Source organism: Mycobacterium montefiorense, from assembly GCF_025823255.1.
Lineage (GTDB): Bacteria > Actinomycetota > Actinomycetes > Mycobacteriales > Mycobacteriaceae > Mycobacterium > Mycobacterium montefiorense.
Genome location: NZ_JACKVL010000006.1, coordinates 19,403 through 43,862, shown reverse-complemented (window position 1 = coordinate 43,862; position 24,460 = coordinate 19,403). Strand labels below are relative to the sequence as shown.

Genomic DNA, 24,460 nt, shown 5'->3' with positions numbered 1-24,460 from the left:
ACGCCACAGGTGGACGGCTAACGACCTGCCCCATCGGTGACAGCCACGGGACGCCGAATTGCGCGCCTGCCGTGCGGAAGCCAACTAGCCGGCGGCGACCTCGCGCCGCAGCTGCCGAACGAAAAACCACTCCACCGCAGGCATCGCTGCGGTGACCACACCGGACAGCCCGTAGAAGACCCACGACGGGCCGTCGTGCCCGACGGCCATCGAATAGGTCGCCGCGGCAACGGCAATCAGCGCGATGCCCATCGCGCCCGTCAAAACGACGGTGCCGCGCAACCAGATTCGGTCCACGGCCTCGCCGGACCAGTCCCCTGCCGCGCCGGCCGCCTGGCTCCGCTGCGGGCGGACTCGCTCGACGACGGTGCGGGTTGCGGGTGGTTTGGTCTGCGGGCGCCCCTGCAGAGCTGTCGACCGAACCACCGGCGGCTCGCCCCTGGTCATTCGGCGTGCTCGCAGCAGCACCGGAACGGCCCCGGCGATGATCAACGCGGACACGATGATGACGGCATACAACACCCACGGCGTGCTGTGGGTGTTCCTGGCCGCGCTGTGCAAGCCCCTGCCCAGATCGGCCAGTGCGACGGCAGCAGCCACGCTGACGCCCAGCAACAGCAACCAGATCGCGGCGCAGGTGCCCAGCAGGAGCCGATCGATGACGTCCGGCGGAACGGTATCGGACCCGCGCCGGTACGCGGAATATCTGCTGACCATCAGCAGCTCGTCTGCGGTTGGTCGGTGTTGTTCGACGACAGCACCGTCCCGTCGCTGGTGGTGATCGAGCAATTGAGCCTGCTGACCCGGAAAAGGCTGGACGCCTGGACGGAGCCGACGTCGGATTGCGAGATCGGCGTCACCGTCATCGACCACGGGATGTACACGTTGTGCTGCGTGCGCGACCGGCCCGAGGCGTCGACGTAGGTCACCGAGATGATGTCGCCCGGCGCTTTGGTCCCGGTCACCGAATAGGTGACCTGCCGTGGACCGGCCGGCGTTGTCGTCGGCGGCGGCACGGGCGGGGCCGCGGTTGCCGAGGTTGTGCCCGGCGGTGGTGCGAGGGGCGGCGCGGGTGGCGCCGGCGGAGGCGGGGCCGGTGGCGTCACCGTCACAGTCTGAGTCTCCGTAGCTGTCGGGGGCGGCGGTGGCGGCGGTTCGGTGGTGGGCGGAGGCGGGGGCGGCGGCTTGGTCGTGGTGATTTCGTCCTGCACCGGCTGCGTGGACGGCGTGCTGGTGCCCGGGTTGGCGAGTTTGTTGGCGTCGGTGCGCGCAAACAGCAGTGACACCGAAACCACGAGCGCAATCGCTGCCACGATGGCCGCAACCCCGACCACCCAGGGCCAGCGCGGGGTGCCGTCGTCGTCGTCATCGTCGTCGTCGGGTGTCTCGTAGTTCTCGTAGTCGTAGAGCCTCAGATCGGCCGGCACATACGGCCCGCTGAGGAAATGCTCGGACTCGGGTGCGGAGTAGGCCTGCGAATAAGCGTCCGTCTCACCGGTCTGGTCGGCTGCACCTATTGCGCCGCTATCGGCGAAGGGTTCGAGTTCGTGATGGGAATGCAATTCGCCGTCGTGCTCGTCGACGGGCCCCAATTCATCGCCGGGCTCGCTGCTCGAATTCGGTTCGCGGTTGAGCTCACTGGCGGAATCGGATTCGTCAGGATCGGATCCCGGGGGTTTCGGCCCGCTCATGTCTGCCTGCCCTGTTCAACTGCATTACCTGCGCACGGGGCTTCAGGCGTACCTCGTGTCGCGCGTGCTCGGGAGATTCTCATGTGCCTGCGCAAACCCTACCGAACCGAGCGACGCAAAGAAGTCTTGGCAAACGGGCGGCGGCTCAACTGATGCCCGGATTGTTACCTTCGAGACGCAATTCAGTGCTTCTCCGGGCCCACGTAGTACTCAAAGACCAATCCGGCGGCCGAAGCCAGGATGAACACCACGCCGGCGACGATCAGCCACGGCAGCCATAGCGCGATACCGACCGCGGCCACCGAACCCGACAACGCGACCAGCAGCGGCCACCAGCTGTGCGGGGCGAAGAATCCCAATTCGCCTGCACCATCGCTGATTTCAGCACCCTCGTAGTCCTCGGGCCGAGTATCGAGACGACGCGCGACGAACCGGAAGAAGGTGGCCGTGATCAACGCCAAACCGCCGGTGAGCGCCAACGCCGTGGTGCCGGCCCACTCTTCGCCGCCGGTGGCGAACATCGCTGTCAGTACCCCGTAGAGCACCGCGGTGACGACGAAGAACGCTGCGATGAACTCGAACAGCCTCGCCTCGATATGCATTGCGTGTCCTAACCTACTGGCTGCGTCAGTTCGCCGCGGCGGGTCTCGAACGGATGAGTGGTCACCGCTAGCGGGGACTGGGCAATCGCCTGCAACGCTTGGGCGTTCGTCTTTCCGTCGATCCGCTGCTGCAAATACGCCTTGAAGTCGTTGGGCTCGACCACCCGAACCTCGAAGTTCATCATCGAGTGATAGGTGCCGCACATCTCCGCGCAGTGGCCGACAAACGCCCCGGTCTTGGTGATCTCTTCCACCTGGAACACATTGACCGAGTTGTTTTGCTTCGGCCAGGCCATCACGTCACGCTTGAAGAGGAATTCCGGCACCCAGAATGCATGGATGACATCGGCTGAATTCAATTGGAATTCGATGCGCTTGCCGGCGGGCAGCACCAGCACCGGGATTTCGGTGGGCGTTCCCAGGGTTTCGACCTTGTCAAAGTTCAGGTAGGTCCGGTCCTCGGTGTTGAGCCCGTGCACCGGCCCCACGCGCTCCTCGCCGTGTTCGTCTTTGCCCTCCGGCTTGGAGACCATCGCCTTCTTACGGGCCTCGTCGGCTCCGTCGTAGCTCAGCGTGCCGTCCTTGAAGTTGACGCGCTGATAGCCGAATTTCCAGTTCCACTGAAAAGCCGTGACGTCGATCACAACCTCAGGGTTCTTGTCCAGGTGCAGCATTCTCTCCTGGACCACGACGGTGAAGTAGAAGAGCACCGAAATGATCAGGAACGGCGTGACGGTGAGCACCAGCTCCAGCGGCATGTTGTAGCCGAACTGCCGGGGCAGTTCGGTGTCGGTCGCCTTCTTCCGGTGGAAAACCGCCGACCAGAAGATCAGGCCCCACACGATGACCCCGACGACCAGCGAAGCGATCACCGCGCCGATCCACAGCTCCCGGTTGAGGTGGGCCTGCGGGGTGATGCCCTCAGGCCAACCCAGGGCAAACACCGTTTGCCAGCTGCAGCCGCTCAAAGTGAGCGCCAATACTGCCAGCGTCCCGGCCAGCGCCAGCGGTCGAAGACGACGCGAAAGACCCCGCGATGCATCTGACGAACGGCGCTGAAACATGCCCTGCGACAAACGCTGCGAACGGAACTGCCCGCCGGGTGTCACGTTGGCGCCTCCCTGCTCGAATGTCGAATACTACGCAGCGTAGACCACGCCGCTCAGCCCGGCGACCAAACCCCGACCGGCGCGGTGCGGCGCGCCCAAGCATTGGCGAAGTGCGGCATACTGAGGCGCCGTGTGTGGACTGCTGGCCTTTGTCGCGGACCCGGCCGGCCTGGACGACCAGGCGGCCGGCCCCGGCGTAAACGGGGACGACCACGCCGCTGCCGCGGCGCATGCCGCCCGAGCCGACACCGCAATCACCCGCGCTTCGCATCAGATGCGCCACCGCGGGCCCGACGAGCCGGGCACCTGGACGGATCCGGGCGCCGACGGGTCGGTCGTGTTCGGTTTCAACCGGCTGTCCATCATCGACATCGAGCACTCGCATCAGCCGCTGCGCTGGGGGCCGCCCGAGGCGCCGGATCGCTACGTCCTAGTGTTCAACGGCGAGATCTATAACTACCTGGAGCTGCGCGCCGAACTGACCGCCCAGCACGGCGTCGCCTTCGCCACCGATGGCGACGGCGAGGCCATCGTCGCCGGCTACCACCACTGGGGCACCGCGGTGTTGACCAGGCTGCGCGGCATGTTCGCCTTCGCACTGTGGGACACCCTTACCCGCGAATTGTTCTGCGCCCGCGACCCTTTCGGTATCAAGCCGCTGTTCATAGCGACCGGTACCGGCGGCACGGCGGTGGCCAGCGAGAAGAAATGCCTGCTGGACCTGGTCGATCTGGTGGGGTTTGACACCGCGATCGACGAGCGCGCCGTGCAGCACTACACCGTCCTGCAGTACGTGCCGGAACCCGAGACGCTGCACCGTGGGGTGCGCCGGCTGGAATCGGGCTGCTACGCGCGGATCCGGCCCGGGCTGGCGCCGCAGATCACCCGCTATTTCGTGCCGAGGTTCGCCGCGGTGCCGATCAGCCGCGACACCGAGCAGGCTCGCTACGACGAGATCACCGCGGTGCTCGAGGACTCGGTGGCCAAACACATGCGCGCCGACGTCACCGTCGGGTCGTTCCTGTCCGGCGGCATCGACTCCACCGCGATCGCGGCGCTGGCCATCCGGCACAACCCGCGGCTGATCACCTTCACCACCGGTTTTGAGCGTGAAGGATTCTCCGAGATCGACGTCGCGGTGGCCTCGGCCGAAGCCATCGGTGCCCGCCACATCGCGAAGGTGGTCAGCGCGGGCGAGTTCGTCGCCGCCCTGCCCGAGATCGTCTGGTATCTCGACGAGCCGGTTGCCGACCCGGCGCTGGTCCCGCTGTTCTTCGTCGCGCGCGAGGCCCGCAAGCACGTCAAGGTGGTGCTGTCCGGGGAGGGCGCCGACGAGCTGTTCGGCGGATACACGATCTATCGAGAACCGTTGTCGCTGAGGCCCTTTGACTACTTACCGCGGCCGCTGCGGCGTTCGGTGGGCCAGATGAGCAGACCACTGCCCGACGGCATACGCGGTAAGAGCCTGCTGCATCGCGGTTCGCTGACGCTCGAGCAGCGTTACTACGGCAATGCCCGCAGCTTCTCAGATTCCCAGCTGCGCGACGTACTGCCCGGATTCCGCGAGGAATGGACGCATACCGATGTGACGGCTCCGGTGTACGCCGGATCCGCGGGCTGGGACCCGGTTGCCCGCATGCAGCATGTCGACCTGTTCACCTGGCTGCGCGGCGACATTCTGGTCAAAGCCGACAAGATGACGATGGCCAACTCGCTGGAGCTTCGGGTGCCATTTCTGGACCCGGAGGTGTTTGCCGTCGCGTCCCGGTTACCCGTCGAGGCGAAGATCACCCGCACCACCACCAAGTACGCGCTGCGGCGCGCACTGGAAACCATCGTCCCCGCGCATGTGCTGCACCGGCCCAAACTCGGGTTCCCGGTGCCGATTCGGCATTGGTTACGCGCCGGCGAGCTGCTGGAGTGGGCGTATGCGACGGTGGACGCCTCGCAAGCCGGTCATCTGGTCGACCTCGCCGCGGTACGCCGGATGCTCGACGAACACCGCAGCGGCACCAGCGATCACAGCCGCCGGCTGTGGACGGTGCTGATCTTCATGCTCTGGCACGCGATCTTCGTCGAGCACAGCGTGGAGCCGCAGATCAGCGAGCCGGTGTATCCGGTGCAGCTGTAGCGAAGCATTCCGCGGCCCGGATGTGAACGGCCGTGCGCCTGTTAGGCGAGCACCGCGGCGATCTCGGCGGCGGCCTCGTCACCGTAGGCATCGGCCAGCCGCGTCTTGGCGATGGCGCTGTCCCAATTCCACTCCTGCGTGCCGGTCGACTCCAGCACCAGCACGGCCACCAGGGAGCCCAGCTGCGCCGCACGCTCCAGGCTCAGCCCGGCGCTGCGGCCGGTGAGGAAACCGGCGCGGAACGCGTCGCCGACGCCGGTCGGGTCGGTGAGGCTGTTCTCCGGCACCACGCCGACGTGCGTGGTGGTGCCGTCGCGATCGACGATGTCGACGCCCTTGGCGCCGAGCGTGGTCACCCGCAGGCCGACCTTTTGCAGCACGTCGGACTCTGACCAGCCGGTCTTGTTGAGCAGCAGCTCCCACTCGTAGTCGTTGGTGAACAAGTAGGCGGCGCCGTCGACCAGCTTGTCGATCTCTTCCCCGGACAGGCGGGGCAGCTGCTGGGACGGGTCGGCGGCAAAGTCCAAGCCGAGCTTTCGGCACTCCTCGGTGTGCACCACCATGGCGTCGGGGTCGTTGGCCCCGATGATGACCAGATCCGGCTTACCCACCGACGACACGACGTCGGCGAGCTTGATGTTGCGGGCTTCCGACATGGCGCCAGGGTAGAACGACGCGATCTGGGCCATGTCCTCGTCGGTCGTGCAGGTGAAACGGGCCGTGTGCGCGGTCTTGGAGATCAGCACGTTCTCGCAGTTGACGCCGTGGCGCTCGAGCCATTCGCGGTATTCACCGAAGTCGTCGCCGGCCGCGCCTACCAGCGCGACGTCGCCGCCCAGCACGCCGATCGCGAACGCGATGTTGCCCGCGACGCCGCCGCGATGAATCACCAGGTCGTCAACCAGGAAGCTGAGCGAAACCTTCTGCAAGTGCTCGGCGAGCAGATGCTCGGAAAACCGGCCAGGAAAACGCATCAAGTTATCGGTCGCAATCGAACCAGTCACCGCGATCGTCACGAAATCTCCACCCTTCATCGGTAAGCCCGTCCAGCCTACCCACGCGTTTCGGCCGTGCAGCCGACACCGCCAGCGTCCGCAGCCGCCGAAAGGTTGTGCGCTAGCCTGCCTAGGGAACTCACTCAAGTCGCCGGGACCGAAGACGCGGGCGGTACCCGCTCGTGGTCGGCGTCTACCATCGTAGGAGAACCACTATGGGCGGTCCGCACATGCCGAACCACACTGTCGGCGGCGACGGACCCGTGCCCTATACCGAACCGGTGGACTTCCCGCACGACCCTCCGCCCGGCGATGCAGCCTTCGCGCCCAGGTCAGCCAACGAACGGCCGCCAGGCGCATACCCCGGGCCGACGCCGCCGGGTTATCCGAGGCGGCGATCACCGCGGCGGACGATCATCGGGGTTCTGTTGGCCATCGGATTAGTGGCCGCGATGACAGCGGCGATTGTCTATGGCGTTCGCACCAATGGAGCCAATACCGGGGCCGCGTTCTCCGAAGCATCGGCGAGAACGGCGATTCAGGGCTACCTGAACGCACTCGAGAACCGCAACACCGACGAGGTCTCCCGCAACGCGCTCTGCGGCCTTTACGACGGCGTGCGCGACAAGCGGTCCGACCTTGCGCTGGCCAAGTTGAGCAGCGACGCCTTCCGTAAGCAGTTCTCGCAGGTCGAGCTGACCTCGATCGACAAAATCGTGTACCTGTCGCAGTACCAGGCTCAGGCGCTGTTCACGATGCAGGTGTCGCCGGCCACCGGCGGAGCGATGCGCGGGCAAGTCCAGGGCGTGGCGCAGCTGCTATTCCAGCGCGGCGATGTATTGGTGTGCTCGTACGTGCTGCGTGCCGGGGGCTCGTACTAGCCCCCGGCACTAGCCGCTGAGGCTCAGTTGAAGGAATCCCCGCAAGCGCAAGAACCAGTGGCGTTGGGGTTGTCGATGGTGAAGCCCTGCTTCTCGATGGTGTCCACGAAGTCGATCGACGCGCCTTCGACGTAGGGCGCACTCATCCGGTCCACCGTCAGCGTCACACCGGCAAAGTCGACGGTCAGGTCACCGTCCAGCGCGCGGTCGTCGAAGAACAGGTTGTAGCGCAGGCCGGCGCATCCGCCCGGCTGAACCGCGATACGCAGTGCCAGGTCGTCGCGGCCCTCTTGGTCCAGCAGGGACTTCGCCTTGGTAGCGGCGGCCTCGGTCAGGATTACGCCATGAGTCGTGGCGGTCGGCTCGTTTTGCACCGTCATTACTTCTCCTACATGCCTGTTGTTGGGTAGGTGCCCGGGCACCCGAACTACTCGGGTAGAACCCAATGCCTCAACGGTACCTCGCAGGACCGCTATTCCCGAGTCGCGCCGCCACCTGTGACGCTAATCCCATCAGCTGGTTTGCCGCGTCGGCCAGCGCCAATCCGACCGAGCCGGCATAGTCGGCCATCGACAGCGCCGACATGATGCCCGCCGTGCGCACCGAGGTTTTCTCCAGACCAACCTGCCCGGCCAGCACGATTATCGGAATCCCCAGCGGGCTGGCCGCAGCTGCGAGCGAGCCGACGACTTTTCCGTGCAGAGACTGCTCGTCGAATTTGCCTTCCCCGGTGATGATCAGCTCGGCAATCTCGAGGGCGTCCTCCAAGTGGGTGTGCTCGGCGATGATCGCCGCGCCGGACTCGCAGCGGCCCCCAAGCGCCAGCAATCCCGCGCCAATACCGCCCGCGGCGCCGGCCCCGGGCTCGGAGCTCACGTCTCGTCCGGCTGCCGCCTCCAGTTGCAGCGCCCACGCCTCAAGCCGGACTTCCAGCGCGGCGACCGTGACGGTGTCCGCGCCCTTCTGCGGCCCGAACACCCTGGCCGCACCCCAGGGCCCCACCAGCGGATATTCCGTGTCCGAAGCGGCGATCAGCTGCACAGCGGCCAGTTGCCGGCGCGCCACTTCCAGGCCGCCGAGCTCGGCGATCATGCCTTGCCCGCCGTCGGTGCACGCGCTGCCGCCCAGCCCGACCACGATTCGCTTCGGCCCGGATCGCAGCGCCTCGACGATCAGCTGTCCGACTCCCCGGCTGTGCGCCGCCAGCGCGGTCTCCGGGTCGGGCGGACGGCCAAGCCGCCCCAGGCCACACGCCTGCGCACATTCCAGGTAGGCGGTCCCGGACTCCGGGTCCCACACCCACTCGGCTTCCACGGTCTCGTCCAATGGCCCGGCCACCTCGATGGACCGCTTCTCCCCCAGCCGATTGATCAGCACGTCGAGGAAACCGGGGCCGCCGTCGGACTGCGGCGCCACCAGGAATTGGTCGCCAGGGCGTGACCGGACCCATCCGGTGGCGATTGCGGCGGCAGCTTCTACTGCCGAGAGGCTGTCGCCGTAGCAATCCGGGGCCACCAGGACGCGCATGGCCGGCAACTGCAGACGACCCGGAGAAACGCCAACGGCACCTTCGTCCGAAGCCATCGAGCCGTCGTCCATCACCCGTAGCCGTTCATCACCGTTAAGGGTAGGTCCAAGTATCGCGCGGCCGCAGAGCTATCGCGATGCCTGACGGGCCCATTCGGGAAACGGGCCGGTCGCGAAGTAACCTGGCCCATGTGAAGTTGTTGGGCCGTAAGAAAACCCAAGCGGAGTTCCTGGACGGGGATCTGGTGACACCGGCTGCCGCCGATGCCGCCCCGGATGCAGAGACTCGCGCGACGCGCAGGACCGACCCCAAGGGCCGTCCCACACCCAAGCGCGAAGCCGCCCGACGAAATGCGAAGAAGGGACCCGTCGCGCCAGCACCCAAGACCGCCGCCGAGGCGCGGGCACGCCGCAAGACTCTGGCCGGCCCGAAACTCAGCCGCGAAGAGCGCAAGGCCGAACGCACCGCCAGCCGAGCCCGGATGACCGACCGCCGGGAACGCATGATGGCCGGCGAAGACGCATACCTGCTACCCCGCGACCAGGGGCCGATACGCCGTTACGTGCGCGACGTGGTGGATTCCCGGCGCAACATGCTCGGCATGTTCATGCCCTCGACGCTGGCTCTGATGTTCGTCATGTTCGCGGTTCCGCAGCTGCAGCTCTACATCTCTCCCGCGATGCTGGTGATCACCGCGATCATGGGCGTCGACGGCGTGATCCTGGGCCGCAAAATCAGCAGGCTGGTCGACGCGAAGTTCCCGAGCAACACCGAAAGTCGGTGGAAGCTGGGCCTTTACGCTGCCGGACGGGCTTCCCAGATCCGCCGGATGCGGGCGCCGAAGCCTCAAGTCGATCGCGGCGCCAGTGTCGACTGACCGTCGCCGGAAAGCCGTCTGACCCCAGTGCGCACCCTGGTGCTCGGCGGGATTAGATCGGGCAAATCCCGATGGGCCGAGGAAGCGATCGCCACGTCACTGCTACCCGGCCAGCCGGTCCGCTACCTGGCCTCCGGGCGCAGCTACCAGGCCGATACGGACTGGTCACAGCGCATCGCGAAACATCGCGACCGCCGGCCCACGCACTGGTCGACGGTCGAAACCCAGGACCTCACAACCGAATTGCGGCAATCACCGGATACCCCGACCCTCGTCGATGACCTCGGCGCCTGGCTAACCGGCACGCTGGATCGCCACCAGGCCTGGGAGGACGGATCGATAGCCACTCCGGTCGAAGCGATGATCGGCGCGGTCGGCGCGTTTGAAGCCACGCTGGTGCTGGTCAGCCCCGAGGTCGGGTTGACCGTGGTGCCCGCCACCGCGTCCGGCCGCCGCTTTGCCGACGAGCTTGGTTCGCTCAACCAGCGCGTCGCGGCACTGTGCGAGCGGGTGGTGCTGGTGGTGGCCGGTCAGCCGGTATCGATCAAATCGCCAGGGACGTGATGGAATTCACGCCGGTCTCGCCGCCTGATCCTGCCGCCGCCGCGGCCGCCCGCGCACGCCAGGACACCCTGACCAAGCCGCGCGGCGCACTGGGCCGTCTCGAGGATCTGGCCGTCTGGATCGCGTCCTGCCAGGGGCACTGCCCGCCACGGCAGTTCGAACGGGCCCGGGTGGTGGTGTTCGCCGGTGACCACGGCGTGGCCCACTCCGGGGTGTCGGCGTACCCGCCTGAGGTGACGGCCCAGATGGTCGCCAACATCGACGGCGGCGGGGCGGCGATCAACACCCTGGCCGGGATCGCCGACGCGACGGTACGGATCGCCGATTTGGCGGTGGACGCCGAGCCGCTATCCGAGCAGATCGGCGCCCACAAGGTGCGGCGCTCCAGCGGCGATATCGCCGTGCAGGACGCGCTGACCGACGAAGAGACCGCCAGCGCGATCGCGGCGGGCCAGCGGATCGCCGACGAAGAGGTCGACGCCGGCGCCGACCTGCTTATCGCAGGCGACATAGGCATCGGAAATACCACGGCAGCAGCGGTTTTGGTGGCTGCGCTGACGAACGCCGAGCCGGTCGCGGTGGTCAGTTTCGGATCCGGAATCGACGACGCGGGTTGGGCGCGCAAGACAGCCGCGGTCCGCGACGCCCTGTTCCGGACGCGGCCGGTGCTGCCCGACCCGGTGGCATTGCTGCGCTGCTGCGGCGGGGCGGATCTGGCCGCGATGGCCGGCTTTTGCGCACAAGCCGCGGTGCGGCGCACCCCGCTGCTGCTCGACGGCGTCGTGGTGACGGCCGCCGCTCTGGTCGCCGAAAGCCTCGCGCCCGGTGCGCGGCAGTGGTGGCAAGCGGGCCATCGCTCAACCGAACCGGCCCATACGCTGGCCCTGACCGCTCTGGACCTGGATCCGATTCTGGACCTGCGCATGCGGCTGGGCGAGGGCAGTGGCGCGACGCTGGCGCTGCCGGTGCTGCGCGCCGCGGTGGCCACATTGTCGTCAATGGCGACGTTCACCGAGGCCGGTGTCTCCGATCGGCTCGACGACGTTGCACCGTCCCCGTGATCCGTTCGCTGGCAACGGCTTTCGCATTCGGAACGGTGTTGCCGGTGCCGGCTTCCGGTAACGTGCCGATGGGCCGCGGCACGATGACCGCGCTGCCGGTAGTCGGCGCAACCCTGGGAGCACTGGCCGCGGGCGTCGCCTGGGGCGGCTCGCTGGCATTCGGGGTGTCCAGCCCGGTGCCGGGATTTCTTGCGCTGGCAGCGCTTTTGCTCGCGACCCGGGGACTGCACATCGACGGCGTCGCAGACACGGCCGACGGGCTGGGTTGCTACGGGCCGCCACCGCGTGCACTGGCGGTGATGCGCGACGGGTCGACCGGACCTTTCGGTGTCGCGGCCGTCGTGCTGATGATCCTGTTGCAGGGGTTGGCATTTTCGGCGCTCGGCGTGACCTGGCGGCACGGGGTCGTCGCGATCATCGTGGCGGTCGTCACCGGACGGGTGGCCGCCGTGCTGGCCTGCCGCCGCTCGGTGCCGGCGGCCGACGGCAGCGCCCTGGGTGTCCAGGTCGCCGGCAGCCAACCCATCGGCGTGGTGGCGGGCTGGATCGCCGTGCTGCTTGGGGTTTCGCTGCTGGCGGGTCCGCGACCGTGGCAGGGCCCGGCCGCGGTGGTGCTGGCGCTGTGCTGCGGCTCGGTGTTGGTGGCGCACTGCGTGCGCCGCTTCGGCGGGATCAGCGGCGACGTGCTGGGCGCCGCAATCGAACTCACCACAACCGTCAGCGCCGTGACGCTTGCAGCGCTGGTCCGCTTCTAGCCCAGCCGGGACATCCAGCCGTGCGTGTCGGCGAAGGTGCCACGCTGAATACCGGTCAGCGTGTCGCGCAGCGCCATCGTCACTTCACCCGGCTGACCGTCGGCGATGGTGAACTCGCTGTCGGCGTACTTCACCCGCGCGACCGGTGTGATGACGGCGGCAGTGCCACAGGCGAATACCTCGGTGATCTCCCCCGAGGCGGCCTTCTTCTGCCACTCGTGGATATCGATCTTGCGCTCTTCTATGGTGAATCCGGCATCGAGCGCCAACTGCAGCAACGAATCCCGCGTGATGCCCGGCAGCAGTGAGCCGGACAGCTCCGGGGTGACCAGCCGCGAGGTGCCGCCGCTGCCGAGCACGAAGAACAGGTTCATGCCACCCATCTCTTCGACGAAACGGCGCTCGACGGCATCCAGCCAAACCACTTGGTCGCAACCGTTTTCCGCGGCTTCGGCCTGAGCCACCAGCGACGCGGCGTAGTTGCCGCCGAACTTGGCCGCGCCGGTACCGCCGGGGCAGGCTCGCACGTAATCCGTTGACACATAGACGTCGACGGGGTTAATGCCGTTTTTGAAGTATGCGCCCGCCGGTGAACCGATCAGCAGGTACCGGTAGTGCTTGGCCGGCCGTACCCCCAATCCCGGCTCCGTCGCGAAGATGAACGGCCGCAGATACAGCGCCTCTTCGCCGCCCGCCCGCGGCACCCATGCGTTGTCGACAGCGATGAGCTGACGCAGGGATTCGAGGAAGAGCTCGTCGGGCAGCTCGGGGATCGCGATCCGCCGGGCCGACGAGCGCATCCGGGCGGCGTTGGCGTCCGGGCGAAATGACACCACCGAGCCGTCGGCCCAGCGGTATGCCTTGAGCCCCTCGAACACTTCTTGCGCGTAGTGCAGCACGATCGCCGACGGGTCCAGCTGAATCGGGCCATATGGAATGACCCGTGCGTCGTGCCAACCCTGGCCCTCGTCGTAATCGACCGAAACCATGTGGTCGGTGAAGAATTTGCCAAAGCCGGGGTCGGCCAGGATGGAGTCACGTTCTACGCCACTAGCGGGATTAGACGCGCGTTGAACGGTGAACTCGAGAAGGCCGCTCGTCATGCGGAGATTGTATATGCGCGTGCCAACGGCTTTTTGCCGCGTGAACACAAGGCGGCTAGCGGGTTTTCAGCTCGACGAACGGCGGACGCACTACTTCGCATTCCGCGGCACGGCCACGCACGTCGACGGTGATTTGCTGACCGTCTTCCACGCCCGCGTCGGTATCGATCAACGCGAGTGCGATGCCGGCCTGCACGGTCGGCGAAAACGTCCCGGACGTGGTGATCCCGACCGGCTTGTTCCCGGCGAGCACCGTCAGCCCGGGCCGCAAGACACCGCGGCCCTGCATCCGCAAGCCCCGCAGCAGCCGTCGCGGCCCCGCCGACTTCTCGGACAGCAGCGCATCGCGACCGAAGAACGCGTCCTTCTTCCAGCCGATTGCCCAGCCGCAGCGGGCCTGCAGCGGCGAGATGTCGAGCGACAACTCGTGGCCGTGCAGCGGGTAACCCATCTCGGTGCGCAGGGTGTCGCGGGCACCCAGGCCGGCCGGTTCGCCGCCCGCGTTCGACACCGCCGTCACCAGCGCGTCGAACACCACGCCCGCGGTGTCCCAGGGCGGCAGCAGTTCGTAGCCGTGCTCGCCGGTATACCCGGTGCGGCAGACCCGCACCGGAACTCCCGAGAAGGAGGCGTCGGCGTAGGCCATGTAATCCATGTCGGTCGGCAGGCCCAGCTCGCCGAGCACGTCGGTCGATCGCGGCCCCTGCACCGCAAGCACCGCGTAGGAGCGATGCTCGTTGGTGATCGTCAGGCCGGCGGGGGCGGCGGCCGCCAGCGCCTCGACCACTGCGGTGGTGTTAGCGGCATTGGGCACCAGAAAAATCTCGTCGTCGTCGACGTAGTAGGCGATCAGGTCGTCGATAACGCCACCGGATTCGGTGCAGCACAACGTGTATTGCGCCTTGCCCGGCGCGATCCGGCCCAGGTCGTTGGTCAGCGCGGAGTTGACGAACTGCGCGGCGCCCGGCCCGCGGATCAGCGCCTTACCGAGGTGACTGACGTCGAACAGACCCACCGCATTGCGCGTCGCGTTGTGCTCGCTGACGGTGCCGGCATACGACACCGGCATCAGCCAGCCGCCGAACTCGGCGAAATTGGCACCCAACTCGCGATGACGATCTTCCAGCGGTCCCTTGAGTGGCTCCGTCGCTGCGCTCACGACGACCAACCCTAATCGGCTCTGCACCTGGCAGACTTCTGTAGGTGTCCGATTCGCCCGACTTCGAAGCGCTTGCGGCCGCCGGAATCGCGGATCCGCACGAACGGGCCGACCTGATCAAGTATCTGGACGACCTCGGGTTCACCGTCGAGGAGATGGCCGAAGCCGAACTCCGCGGCCGGCTGTTCGGACTGGCCGGGGACGTTCTGTCGTGGTCGGGCCGGCCGATCTACACATTGCAGACCGCGGCCGAGGAGCTCGGGATCACAGCCGACGAGGTCGCACGCGCCTGGGCTTTACTCGGCCTCACCGTCGCCGGTCCCGAAGTTCCGGCGCTGAGCCAGGCCGACGTCGACGCCCTGGCCACCTGGCTCGCGATCAAGGTGGTGGTCGGCCAGGACGGCGCATTGGGACTGTTGCGGGTGCTGGGCGCCGCGATGGCCAGGCTGGCTGAAGCCGAGTCGACGATGATCCGTGCCGGAACGCCGGACATCCAGATGACCCACACCCGTGACGAACTCGCCACTGCGCAAGCATATCGCTCGGTCGCCGAGTTCGTCCCCCGGATCGGGGCGCTGATCGACATCGTGCACCGCCACCATCTGACCAGTGCTCGCACCCACTTCGAGGGTGTCCTTCGCGACACCTCGGCCTCCGTGGTGTGCGGTGTCGGTTTTGCGGATCTTTCCGGCTTCACCGCGTTGACTCAGGCACTGACGCCGGCGCAGTTGTCGCATTTGCTCAACGAATTTGCCGGCACCGTCTCCGACGTGGTGCATGCCGACGGCGGCCGGGTGATCAAGTTCATCGGCGACGAGGTGATGTGGGTGAGCTCGTCGCCCCGGCAACTGGTGCGGGCGGCGGTTGATCTCGTCGAGCACCCCAAGGCGCGCGAGGAAGGACTCCAGGTGCGCGCCGGCCTCGCCTACGGCACGGTGGTGGCCATCAACGGCGACTACTTCGGCAACCCGGTCAACCTGGCCGCCCGACTCGTGGCGGCGGCGACGCCGGAACAGATCCTGGCCACACCCGCACTGCGTGACGAGCTGCCCGACTGGCCCGCCGTCGCCTATGGCCCGTTGACCCTCAAAGGGTTTGAGGACCAGGTGACCGCGTTCGACCTACACGCCCGGACGCTGCCGAGCTAAGGACCACTCCCGGTGACTAGGGTGACTACGCGTGAGTACCGAACCGGGATACCAGGCTCCTTCCGTCACTGTCGCCGCGTCGCTGCCGAAACGTGCTGCGGGATCGTCGGTGTTACTCGTGCCGGTCGTCTCGACCGGTGACGAAGACCGGCCGGGCGCGACGCTGCTGGCCGCAGAGCCCTTCCTGTCCGCCGAGGCGGTCGCCGAGATAGAAGCCGGCCTGCGGGCGCTGGACGCGACCGGCGGCAGCGAGCAGGCGCACCGCCTGGTGGTGCCGTCACTTCCGGTCGCCAGCGTGCTCACGATCGGCCTCGGCAAGTCGCGATCCGAATGGCCCGCCGACACCATCCGGCGTGCCGCCGGGGTGGCCGCACGCTCGCTGAGCGGAGCCGAAACCGTGATCACCACCCTGGGCGAGCTGCCCGGCGAAGATGTCGCCGCCGCCGCGGTCGAGGGACTGATCCTGGGCAGCTACCGGTTCACCGCTTTCCGCAGCGGCAAGACCGCGCCCAAAGACAAAGGGCTGAGCAAGATCACCGTGCTGGCCTCGGAAAAAGTCGGGGCTAAGGAAGCCAAGAAGCAGAGCGCGCACGGTGCGGCCGTCGCCACCGCCGTCGCCACCGCGCGCGACTTCGTCAACACCCCACCCAGTCACCTCTTCCCGGCCGAATTCGCCAAGCGGGCAAGGGCTTTGGGCGAATCCGTTGGCCTCGAAGTGGAAGTGCTCGACGATAAGGCACTGCAAAAAGGTGGCTACGGCGGGATCGTCGGCGTCGGGCAGGGCTCGTCGCGGCCACCGCGGCTGGTGCGGTTGATCCATCACGGTTCGAAGCTGGCCAAGAAGCCCAAGCAGGCCCGCAAGGTTGCGTTGGTCGGCAAGGGCGTCACGTTCGACACCGGCGGCATCTCGATCAAACCGGCTGCCTCGATGCACAACATGACCTCGGACATGGGCGGTGCCGCCGCGGTGGTCGCCACCGTCACGCTGGCCGCGCAACTCGGGCTGCCGATCGACGTGATCGCCACGGTGCCGATGGCCGAGAACATGCCGTCGGGGACTGCACAGCGGCCGGGCGACGTGCTGACGCAGTACGGCGGAATCACCGTCGAAGTGCAGAACACCGACGCCGAGGGCCGACTCATCCTGGCCGACGCCATCGCGCGGGCGTGCGAGGACAACCCCGACTATCTGATCGAGACGTCGACGCTGACCGGCGCCCAGACGGTGGCGCTGGGCGCCCGCATCCCCGGGGTGATGGGCAGCGACGAGTTCCGCGACCGGGTCGCCGCGATCTCGCAGCGGGTCGGCGAGAACGGCTGGCCGATGCCGCTGCCCGACGAGCTCAAGGACGACCTGAAGTCGACGGTGGCCGACCTGTCCAACATCAGCGGGCAGCGCTTCGCCGGCATGCTGGTGGCCGGGGTGTTCCTGCGCGAGTTCGTCGCCGACGGGGTGGACTGGGCGCACATCGACGTGGCCGGCCCGGCCTACAACACCAGCGGCCCGTGGGGGTACTCGCCGAAGGGGTCCACCGGTGTGCCGACCCGGACAATGTTCGCGGTGCTCGAAGACATCGCCGAGAACGGCTGAGCCTGCCTAGATCACCCGGAACCGCGCTGTGCTGCGCAGTGCCTGCGGCAGCAGCCGCGAAACACCATAGAGCGCATAGGCTTCCGGCGCCACCGGGCGAATCGGCTTGTTTTTCTGGACCGCCGACAAGATTGCGTCGGCGACCTTTTCGGGCCCGTACCGACGCAGTGCGAACATCTTGCCCAGCTGACCTCGCCGACCGTCGACCTGCCCGTCCTGTTTGCCGGAGGGCGCGTCGAACCGGGTGGCGTTGATGATGTTCGTATCGATGACGCCGGGGCAGATCGTGGTCAGCCCCACGTTGGCGGCGTCGAGTTCGGCGCGCAGGCAGTCGGAGAACATGTAGGTCGCCGCCTTGGACGTGCAGTAGGCGTTCAGCGACTGCAGCGGGGCGTAGGCAGCCATCGACGACACGTTGACGATGTGCCCGCCGGTGCCCCGCTCGACCAGGCGCCGCCCGAACGCCCGGCTGCCGTTGACGACGCCGCCGAGATTGACGTCGAGCACCCGGTCGAACTGTTCGGCCGGGGTGTCGAAGAACTGGCCCGCCTGCCCGATGCCCGCGTTGTTGACCACGATGTCGGGCACGCCATGTTCGGTGCTGACCCGTTCCGCGAACGCTTCGACTGCGGCGGTGTCCGACACGTCGAGGACGTAAGCGTGCGCGACGCCGCCCCGCGCGGTGATCGCGGCAGCAGTCTCCTTGACCGCGGCTTCGTCGATATCGCTGACGACCAGCTCGGCGCCCTCCCGAGCGAAGGCGGAGGCGGTCTCGCGCCCGATTCCGCTGCCGGCGCCGGTGACCGACACCAGGGTGTCGCCGAACGCCCCGCGGGGACGGCCTATCTGCGCGCGCAGCAGCGCCCGGCTGGGCGCTTTGCCGTCGGCCAGGTCGGCGAACTCGTGCACCGCGGCCGCCATCACCTGCGGGTGCGACATCGGCGAAAAATGACCGGCCCTGATGTCGCGCCGCCACAGCCGCGGCACCCACCGTGCGGTCTCGTCGTAGCCGTACGGCCGGACGTATTTGTCGCGGGTGTTGACGATCAGCTGCACCGGCACATCGACGACGTGGATAGCCTGGCCCCGCTCGGAGAACGAACGAAAGTAGTTGGCGGGATAGGTTTTAACCGAGCTGGCCGCATCCGCGGCGATGCTCGCGGAGTGATGGATCTGCTCATCGGGAATGTTATCGACGACGCTGCGCCGCACCGCGCGCGCCGAGAATGCGGCCCGAATCAGCAGCGGAGCCAGCACCGGGATCGAGAAGAAGACCATGTAGGTCAGCCGCAGCGCCTGACTGATCGAGCGGGCAAACCTGCGCGGGCGCCACGGTTGACGCAGACCACTGAAGATGTATTCGACCAGTTGCTGCTGGCTCGGCCCGGACACCGACGTGAACGAGGCAACCCGGTCGCCGGCACCAGGCCGTTTCAGGTACTCCCAGATGCCCACCGAACCCCAGTCGTGGGCCAGCACGTGCACCGGCCGGCCGGAGCTCAGTTCGCTTGTCACCGCCGCGAAGTCGTCGGCGAAGTGCGCCATCGTGTACGCCGAGACCGTCTTGGGCGCCCCGGACAGCCCGACGCCGCGGTTGTCGTAGCGCAGGATCCGGAACCGCTGCGCCAGCTGCGGCACGACGCCGTCCCACAACACGTGCGAGTCCGGCCACCCGTGTACCAGCACGACCGTGGGGCCGTCGGGGTTGCCTTCTTCGTAGACCGCGATCCGGACACCGTCCGCACTGTCGACGAACTTCTGGGGTGCCTGTGTTGTCGGCATTGAACCTCCGCCTCCCCGCGGTTTCGCTCTGACTACCAGCGGCCACACTATGGCGAGCCGGGTCAGCCCTGGCTGTGTGCCGACGCAGAGGCAATGACAGGATAGTTTTGACGTCAACTTCCAGTACACCGCGGTGTGGTAAGTCAGATGTCGACCTGCGCCGGCCCACGAGCAATCGAGGAGTCAAAAGAGATGGCCTTCTCTGTCCAGATGCCGGCACTCGGTGAGAGCGTCACCGAGGGGACGGTCACCCGCTGGCTCAAGCAGGAAGGTGACACGGTCGAACTCGACGAACCGCTCGTCGAGGTGTCGACCGACAAGGTCGATACCGAAATCCCGTCGCCTGCGGCCGGTGTGTTGACAAAGATCGTCGCCCAGGAGGACGACACCGTCGAGGTCGGCGGTGAGCTGGCCGTCATCGGCGACTCCGCCGCGGACGGCGCCCCCGCGGCGCCCGCCCAGACGCCCAGCCAGCCGGCGGCCGAATCCGCACCGCCGCCGGAGCCCGAGCCCGCTCCCGCCGCACCGGCCCGACCGGAGCCCGAGCGTCAGCCCGAGCCCGCGGCGCAGGCCGCACCGGCGAGTTCCGGCGCGGGTAGTGCGACGCCGGTGCTGATGCCCGAACTCGGCGAGTCGGTCACCGAGGGCACCGTGACTCGCTGGCTCAAGAAGGTCGGCGATTCGGTTCAGGTCGACGAAGCGCTGGTGGAGGTGTCCACCGACAAGGTCGACACCGAGATTCCGTCACCGGTGGCCGGCGTGCTTCTCAGCATCACCGCCGACGAGGACGACATCGTGGCGGTCGGCGGCGAACTGGCCCGGATCGGCTCCGGTTCCGCCGCTCCGTCCGCACCGCCGCCGCCCGCGCCGAAACCGGAGCCCACGCCCGAACCGGCACCTCAGCCCAGGGTCGAGGCTTCGCCGCCGCCCGCCGCCAAACCCGCTCCCGCACCCGAGCCGCAACCCAAGGCCGAACCCGCACCGGCTGCTGCGGCACCGGCGCCGAAAGCCGAACCGGCACCGCCGGCGGCAGCCCAGGGTGACGGCGCTCCGTACGTGACCCCGCTGGTGCGCAAGCTCGCCACCGAAAACAACATCGACCTTTCCCAGTTGAAGGGCACTGGTGTCGGTGGCCGCATCCGCAAGCAGGACGTGCTCGCCGCCGCGCAGCGCAAGCAGGAAGCCGCGAAGGCGCCCGCTGCCGCCGCACCGGGTACCGCCGCGCCGGCTGCCAAGGCCGCGGCGGCACCGACGCCGGCTCCCGCCCTGGCCCACCTGCGCGGCACCACGCAGAAGGCCAACCGCATCCGCCAGATCACCGCGAAGAAGACGCGCGAATCCTTGCAGGCCACCGCGCAGCTCACTCAGACCCACGAGGTCGACATGACCAAGATCGTGGGGCTGCGGGCCCGAGCCAAGACGGCGTTCGCCGAGCGCGAGGGTGTGAATCTGACCTACCTGCCGTTCATCGCCAAGGCGGTGATCGACGCGCTGAAGACGCACCCCAACGTCAACGCCAGCTACAACGAGGACTCGAAAGAGATCACCTACTACGACGCCGAGCACCTCGGCTTCGCCGTCGACACCGATCAGGGCCTGCTCTCCCCCGTGATCCACAATGCCGGCGACCTGTCGCTGGCCGGGCTGGCCCGCGCGATCGCCGACATCGCCGAGCGCGCCCGGTCGGGCAACCTGAAGCCCGACGAGTTGTCCGGTGGCACCTTCACCATCACCAACATCGGCAGCCAGGGCGCCTTGTTCGACACCCCGATCCTGGTTCCGCCGCAGGCCGCCATGCTGGGCACCGGCGCGATCGTCAAGCGGCCGCGCGTGGTGGTTGACGACAGCGGCAACGAATCGATCGGGGTGCGCTCGATTTGCTACCTACCGCTGACCTACGACCATCGGCTGATCGACGGGGCCGACGCCGGACGATTCCTCACCACGGTCAAGCACCGGCTTGAAGAGGGAGCGTTCGAGGCCGACTTAGGGCTTTAGAAGGGGCTTGAGCAAATTGGCCAAGCCCGTCATCGCGATCGCGGGCTCGTCGGGCCTGATCGGCTCCGCCGTGGCTGCCGCCCTGCGCGCCGCCGACCATCGGGTGCTGCGCATCGTGCGTCGGACACCGTCGAACTCCGATGAACTGCACTGGAATCCAGAAAGCGGCGATTTCGATGCCGAGGCACTCACCGAGGTCGACACCGTCGTCAACCTGTGCGGCGTCAACGTCGGTGAGCGCCGGTGGTCGGGAGCCTTCAAGCAGAGCCTGCGCGACAGCCGCATCGCTCCGACGGAGGTGCTGGCCAGCGCGGTCGCCGACGCCGGCGTCCAAACGCTGATCAACGCCAGCGCGGTCGGTTTCTACGGGAACACCAGAGACCGCGTGGTCGACGAAAATGATGGGGCCGGAACGGGTTTCCTAGCCCGACTCTGCGAGGACTGGGAGGCCGCGACGCTGCCGGCCCAATTCGGCGGTACCCGGGTGGTGCTGGCCCGCACCGGCCTGGTGATGGCCGCGGCCGGCGGCGCGTTGCGCCGGATGCGACCGTTGTTCTCGGTGGGCCTCGGTGCCCGGCTGGGCAGTGGCCGTCAGTACATGTCGTGGATCAGCCTGGAAGACGAGGTGCGGGCCTTGCTGTTCGCGATCGCGCACCCGACGCTGTCCGGCCCGGTGAATATGACCGGACCCGCGCCCGTCACCAACGCCGAGTTCACCACGGCCTTGGGCAGCGCGATCAACCGTCCGACCCCGATGATGCTGCCTGCCTTCGCGGTGCGAGCCGCGTTCGGCGAATTCGCCGACGAGGGGCTGCTGACCGGTCAGCGGGCCATCCCGTCCGCGCTGGAGCGCGCCGGTTTTCAGTTCCACCACAACACAATTGGCGAGGCGCTCGGCTACGCCACCGCCCGGCGAGATCAGGACTAGACATGTATTTGATTACCGGTGCGGGCGGCGGCATTGGCGGCGTAAGTCGCATGGTGGTCGAACAGTTGCGCTCGCGCGGTGAGCAGGTACGCGCCATGGTGCACCGCGACGACGAACGAGCCGGCGCGCTGCGCGCGTTGGGCGCCGAGGTGGTGGTCGGCGACCTGACCGAGCCGCGCGACGTCGTCGACGCGATGGCCGGAGTCGACCGGATGTTCTTCTCGATGAGCGTCTCGCCCGAATACCTGCAGGCGACGGCGGTGGTGTGCGCGGCGGCGCTGGAGTCTGGTCGCCTCGAAGTGATCGTGAACATGTCGCAAATGACGGTGTCGCAGATGACGCTGACGAGCACCGACGAGTCTCGTCAGCATCGCCTGCACTGGCTCGCCGAGCGGGTGATGAATTGGTCGGGCGTGCCGGCGGTGCACATTCGGCCGACGACGTTTTTGGACAACCCGATCTTCACCGCCCTGGCCGCGCCCGCCTTGCGCGAACGAAATGTCTTGCAGCTGCCGTTCGGGACGGGCCGGACCTCGCCGATCGCCGCCAGCGACGTGGCCCGCGTGGTAGCCGCGGTACTGCTGAATCCGGCGGATCGCATCGGCGCCGTCTACGAGTTGACCGGCCCGGCAAGTCTGGACATCGACGGGCTGGCCGCCCAGTACGCCCGCGCTTTGCACCGCCCGATCACCGGCGCCGACGTCGCGCACGACACCTGGGTCAAGGAGGTTCTGCAGCCCCTGGGCCTGCCCGCACACGTCGCACAACACCTCGCGACAATGGCGAAGTTGCACCGCGCGGGCCGCTACGACCGGTCCACCGACGACGTCCGGCAGATCACCGGCCAACCCGCGTTGAGCGTCGAGCAGTACGTCGCGGCGAATCCACAGCTGTTCGCGTAGCGTTGACCAGCGTGATGAGCTCCATCCGGTCGCAGACCACCGCGATCGACGTCCGTCAGCTGGGAACCGTCGAATACCGCACCGCCTGGGAACTCCAGCGCGATCTGGCCGACACCAGGGTGGCCGGCGGCAACGACACGCTGCTCCTGCTGGAGCACCCCGCGGTCTATACCGCCGGACGGCGCACCGAGCCGCACGAACGACCGGTGGACGGCACTCCAGTCGTCGACACCGACCGCGGCGGCAAAATCACCTGGCACGGTCCCGGACAGCTGGTCGGCTACCCGATCATCGGCCTGGGCGAACCCCTCGATGTGCTCAATTATGTCCGGCGCCTTGAGGAATCGCTGATCAAGGTGTGTCGCGATCTGGGCCTGGACGCGGGCCGGATCGACGGCCGCTCCGGTGTTTGGCTGCCCGGCCGGCCGGCGCGCAAGATCGCCGCGATCGGAGTACGGGTGTCGCGGGCCACCACGCTGCACGGCTTCGCACTGAACTGTGACTGCGACTTGGCCGCGTACTCCTCGATCGTGCCCTGCGGCATCACCGATGCCGGAGTGACGTCGTGCTCCGCCGAGTTGCGACGCACCGTCACCGTCGACGAGGTCCGCGCGGCCGTCGCCGAGGCGGTGTGCGATGCCCTCGACGGCGTCTTGCCGGTGCGGGAGCACGACGCCGCCCGCGTAGCATCAGCGATGTGACTGTCGTACCCGAAGGCCGCAAACTGCTGCGGCTGGAAGTGCGCAACGCGCAGACCCCGATCGAGCGCAAACCACCGTGGATCAAGACGCGGGTCCGGATGGGACCGGAGTACACCGAGCTCAAGAACCTGGTCAAGCGCGAGGGTCTGCACACCGTCTGCGAAGAGGCCGGCTGCCCCAACATCTTCGAATGCTGGGAGGACCGGGAAGCCACCTTCCTGATCGGCGGCGACCAGTGCACCCGCCGCTGCGACTTCTGCCAGATCGATACCGGTAAGCCCGCCGAGCTGGACCGTGACGAGCCCCGGCGGGTGGCCCAGAGCGTGCAGACTATGGGGTTGCGCTATGCCACCGTCACCGGCGTCGCCCGCGACGACCTGCCCGACGGCGGGGCGTGGTTGTACGCGGAGACCGTGCGTGCCATCAAAGAGCTCAACCCGTCGACCGGTGTCGAACTGTTGGTCCCCGACTTCAACGGCGAGCCCGCGCGCCTTTCGGAAGTCTTCGAGTCGCGCCCGGAAGTGTTGGCGCACAACGTCGAAACGGTACCGCGCATCTTCAAGCGGATCCGGCCGGCGTTCACCTACCCGCGAAGCCTGGGCGTGCTAACCGCGGCGCGCGACGCCGGCCTGGTCACCAAGAGCAACCTGATTCTCGGCCTGGGTGAGACCCCGGACGAGGTGCGCACCGCGCTGGCCGACCTGCACGACGCCGGCTGCGACCTCGTCACCATCACCCAGTACCTGCGTCCGTCTGCGCGCCATCACCCGGTGGAACGCTGGGTCCGGCCCGAGGAGTTCGACGAGTTCGCGCAGCACGCCGAGGCGCTGGGCTTCGCGGGCGTGCTGGCCGGGCCACTGGTGCGCTCGTCGTACCGCGCGGGCCGACTGTATGCGCAGGCCGTGCGCAGCCGCGCCTCGGACGCCCTGGGGTAACTCGGGCCATCGCCGACCC

General features: G+C 67.7%; 23 protein-coding genes. 13 read left to right on the top strand and 10 right to left on the bottom strand.

Annotated features, from left to right (window positions below):
• Positions 1-84: 84 nt before the first annotated feature.
• From H7K34_RS02030 to ctaC, 4 genes are all read right to left on the bottom strand, one after another.
• Positions 85-717 carry a DUF2561 family protein gene (locus H7K34_RS02030; RefSeq protein WP_264059357.1) on the bottom strand — a complete coding sequence of 211 codons (633 nt, stop codon included), beginning with the start codon at positions 715-717 and terminating at the stop codon, positions 85-87.
• On the bottom strand, positions 717-1,691 hold the full coding sequence (locus H7K34_RS02025) for an MmpS family protein (RefSeq protein ID WP_264059351.1): 975 nt from the start codon (positions 1,689-1,691) through the stop codon (positions 717-719). Before H7K34_RS02025 ends, H7K34_RS02030 begins: the two co-directional genes overlap by 1 nt.
• A gap of 182 nt (positions 1,692-1,873) precedes the next feature.
• Entirely contained in the window at positions 1,874-2,293 is a 420-nt protein-coding gene (locus tag H7K34_RS02020; RefSeq protein ID WP_108921402.1) for a cytochrome c oxidase subunit 4, read from the bottom strand.
• Between the two features lie 8 nt (positions 2,294-2,301).
• The gene (gene ctaC, locus H7K34_RS02015) at positions 2,302-3,402 is read right to left on the bottom strand and encodes an aa3-type cytochrome oxidase subunit II (protein WP_264059344.1); all 1,101 of its coding nucleotides are present in this window, start codon (positions 3,400-3,402) and stop codon (positions 2,302-2,304) included.
• A gap of 130 nt (positions 3,403-3,532) precedes the next feature.
• Here ctaC and asnB point away from each other — a divergent pair, with 130 nt between their 5' ends.
• The gene (gene asnB, locus H7K34_RS02010) at positions 3,533-5,533 is read left to right on the top strand and encodes an asparagine synthase (glutamine-hydrolyzing) (RefSeq protein ID WP_264059341.1); all 2,001 of its coding nucleotides are present in this window, start codon (positions 3,533-3,535) and stop codon (positions 5,531-5,533) included.
• Between the two features lie 41 nt (positions 5,534-5,574).
• On the opposite strand, the gene H7K34_RS02005 is transcribed toward asnB, so the two are convergent.
• Positions 5,575-6,549 (bottom strand): carbohydrate kinase family protein, encoded by a 975-nt coding sequence (locus tag H7K34_RS02005; protein WP_264059339.1) that lies wholly within the window; start codon positions 6,547-6,549, stop codon positions 5,575-5,577.
• 194 nt (positions 6,550-6,743) lie between these two features.
• On the opposite strand from H7K34_RS02005, the gene H7K34_RS02000 reads away from it, so the two are divergent.
• Entirely contained in the window at positions 6,744-7,409 is a 666-nt protein-coding gene (locus H7K34_RS02000; RefSeq protein ID WP_264059337.1) for an Rv0361 family membrane protein, read from the top strand.
• 23 nt (positions 7,410-7,432) lie between these two features.
• Here H7K34_RS02000 and H7K34_RS01995 read toward each other — a convergent pair whose 3' ends face one another.
• Positions 7,433-7,789: a HesB/IscA family protein gene (locus tag H7K34_RS01995; protein WP_108921406.1), complete on the bottom strand. Its 357-nt coding sequence runs from the start codon at positions 7,787-7,789 to the stop codon at positions 7,433-7,435.
• Between the two features lie 70 nt (positions 7,790-7,859).
• On the bottom strand, positions 7,860-8,936 hold the full coding sequence (locus H7K34_RS01990) for a glycerate kinase family protein (protein WP_264060447.1): 1,077 nt from the start codon (positions 8,934-8,936) through the stop codon (positions 7,860-7,862).
• A 242-nt stretch (positions 8,937-9,178) separates the two neighbouring features.
• Here H7K34_RS01990 and H7K34_RS01985 point away from each other — a divergent pair, with 242 nt between their 5' ends.
• From H7K34_RS01985 to H7K34_RS01970, 4 genes are read left to right on the top strand one after another with little or no spacing between them, the layout of a single operon-like run.
• Complete coding sequence (locus H7K34_RS01985; RefSeq protein WP_372510681.1) at positions 9,179-9,814, top strand: DUF3043 domain-containing protein; 636 nt, start codon at positions 9,179-9,181, stop codon at positions 9,812-9,814.
• A 27-nt stretch (positions 9,815-9,841) separates the two neighbouring features.
• Positions 9,842-10,378, top strand: a complete 537-nt coding sequence (gene cobU, locus H7K34_RS01980; RefSeq protein WP_108921409.1) for a bifunctional adenosylcobinamide kinase/adenosylcobinamide-phosphate guanylyltransferase — start codon at positions 9,842-9,844, stop codon at positions 10,376-10,378.
• Positions 10,378-11,439, top strand: coding sequence for a nicotinate-nucleotide--dimethylbenzimidazole phosphoribosyltransferase (gene cobT, locus H7K34_RS01975; protein ID WP_276059175.1), 1,062 nt, complete (start codon positions 10,378-10,380; stop codon positions 11,437-11,439). Before cobU ends, cobT begins: the two co-directional genes overlap by 1 nt.
• Entirely contained in the window at positions 11,436-12,194 is a 759-nt protein-coding gene (locus H7K34_RS01970) for an adenosylcobinamide-GDP ribazoletransferase (RefSeq protein WP_264059331.1), read from the top strand. The genes cobT and H7K34_RS01970 overlap by 4 nt, the downstream gene beginning before the upstream one ends.
• Here the strand turns inward: H7K34_RS01970 and H7K34_RS01965 are convergent.
• Together H7K34_RS01965 and gcvT are read right to left on the bottom strand one after the other, a co-directional pair.
• A complete protein-coding gene (locus H7K34_RS01965) occupies positions 12,191-13,297 on the bottom strand; it encodes a branched-chain amino acid aminotransferase (protein WP_264059324.1) in 1,107 nt (368 codons plus the stop codon). The genes H7K34_RS01970 and H7K34_RS01965 overlap by 4 nt on opposite strands.
• A gap of 55 nt (positions 13,298-13,352) precedes the next feature.
• Complete coding sequence (gene gcvT, locus H7K34_RS01960) at positions 13,353-14,456, bottom strand: glycine cleavage system aminomethyltransferase GcvT (RefSeq protein WP_264059318.1); 1,104 nt, start codon at positions 14,454-14,456, stop codon at positions 13,353-13,355.
• A gap of 44 nt (positions 14,457-14,500) precedes the next feature.
• On the opposite strand from gcvT, the gene H7K34_RS01955 reads away from it, so the two are divergent.
• On the top strand, positions 14,501-15,604 hold the full coding sequence (locus tag H7K34_RS01955) for an adenylate/guanylate cyclase domain-containing protein (protein WP_264059316.1): 1,104 nt from the start codon (positions 14,501-14,503) through the stop codon (positions 15,602-15,604).
• A 31-nt stretch (positions 15,605-15,635) separates the two neighbouring features.
• Positions 15,636-17,195: a leucyl aminopeptidase gene (locus H7K34_RS01950; protein ID WP_264059313.1), complete on the top strand. Its 1,560-nt coding sequence runs from the start codon at positions 15,636-15,638 to the stop codon at positions 17,193-17,195.
• 6 nt (positions 17,196-17,201) lie between these two features.
• Here H7K34_RS01950 and H7K34_RS01945 read toward each other — a convergent pair whose 3' ends face one another.
• Positions 17,202-18,977 carry an SDR family oxidoreductase gene (locus H7K34_RS01945; protein ID WP_264059310.1) on the bottom strand — a complete coding sequence of 592 codons (1,776 nt, stop codon included), beginning with the start codon at positions 18,975-18,977 and terminating at the stop codon, positions 17,202-17,204.
• 192 nt (positions 18,978-19,169) lie between these two features.
• On the opposite strand from H7K34_RS01945, the gene sucB reads away from it, so the two are divergent.
• Genes sucB through lipA form a run of 5 tightly spaced genes read left to right on the top strand, consistent with a single transcriptional unit; the run spans position 19,170 to position 24,441 of the window.
• Positions 19,170-20,975 carry a 2-oxoglutarate dehydrogenase, E2 component, dihydrolipoamide succinyltransferase gene (gene sucB, locus H7K34_RS01940; protein ID WP_264059307.1) on the top strand — a complete coding sequence of 602 codons (1,806 nt, stop codon included), beginning with the start codon at positions 19,170-19,172 and terminating at the stop codon, positions 20,973-20,975.
• Between the two features lie 16 nt (positions 20,976-20,991).
• Positions 20,992-21,903: a TIGR01777 family oxidoreductase gene (locus tag H7K34_RS01935; protein ID WP_264060443.1), complete on the top strand. Its 912-nt coding sequence runs from the start codon at positions 20,992-20,994 to the stop codon at positions 21,901-21,903.
• Positions 21,904-21,905: 2 nt separating this feature from the next.
• On the top strand, positions 21,906-22,805 hold the full coding sequence (locus H7K34_RS01930) for an NAD(P)H-binding protein (protein ID WP_264059305.1): 900 nt from the start codon (positions 21,906-21,908) through the stop codon (positions 22,803-22,805).
• An 11-nt stretch (positions 22,806-22,816) separates the two neighbouring features.
• Positions 22,817-23,506, top strand: a complete 690-nt coding sequence (lipB, locus tag H7K34_RS01925; RefSeq protein WP_108921609.1) for a lipoyl(octanoyl) transferase LipB — start codon at positions 22,817-22,819, stop codon at positions 23,504-23,506.
• Positions 23,503-24,441 (top strand): lipoyl synthase, encoded by a 939-nt coding sequence (lipA, locus tag H7K34_RS01920; protein ID WP_264059299.1) that lies wholly within the window; start codon positions 23,503-23,505, stop codon positions 24,439-24,441. Before lipB ends, lipA begins: the two co-directional genes overlap by 4 nt.
• Positions 24,442-24,460 lie beyond the last annotated feature (19 nt).

Excerpts from the sequence above, each read along its gene's own strand:
- H7K34_RS02000 (WP_264059337.1), top strand. The coding sequence starts at position 6,744 with ATGGGCGGTCCGCACATGCCGAACCACACTGTCGGCGGCGACGGACCC.
- H7K34_RS01990 (WP_264060447.1), bottom strand. The coding sequence starts at position 8,936 with ATGCGCGTCCTGGTGGCCCCGGATTGCTACGGCGACAGCCTCTCGGCA.
- cobT (WP_276059175.1), top strand. The coding sequence starts at position 10,378 with ATGGAATTCACGCCGGTCTCGCCGCCTGATCCTGCCGCCGCCGCGGCC.
- H7K34_RS01995 (WP_108921406.1), bottom strand. The coding sequence starts at position 7,789 with ATGACGGTGCAAAACGAGCCGACCGCCACGACTCATGGCGTAATCCTG.
- H7K34_RS01965 (WP_264059324.1), bottom strand. The coding sequence starts at position 13,297 with ATGACGAGCGGCCTTCTCGAGTTCACCGTTCAACGCGCGTCTAATCCC.
- sucB (WP_264059307.1), top strand. The coding sequence starts at position 19,170 with ATGGCCTTCTCTGTCCAGATGCCGGCACTCGGTGAGAGCGTCACCGAG.
- H7K34_RS02020 (WP_108921402.1), bottom strand. The coding sequence starts at position 2,293 with ATGCATATCGAGGCGAGGCTGTTCGAGTTCATCGCAGCGTTCTTCGTC.
- H7K34_RS02030 (WP_264059357.1), bottom strand. The coding sequence starts at position 717 with ATGGTCAGCAGATATTCCGCGTACCGGCGCGGGTCCGATACCGTTCCG.
- H7K34_RS01930 (WP_264059305.1), top strand. The coding sequence starts at position 21,906 with ATGTATTTGATTACCGGTGCGGGCGGCGGCATTGGCGGCGTAAGTCGC.
- H7K34_RS01945 (WP_264059310.1), bottom strand. The coding sequence starts at position 18,977 with ATGCCGACAACACAGGCACCCCAGAAGTTCGTCGACAGTGCGGACGGT.
- H7K34_RS02025 (WP_264059351.1), bottom strand. The coding sequence starts at position 1,691 with ATGAGCGGGCCGAAACCCCCGGGATCCGATCCTGACGAATCCGATTCC.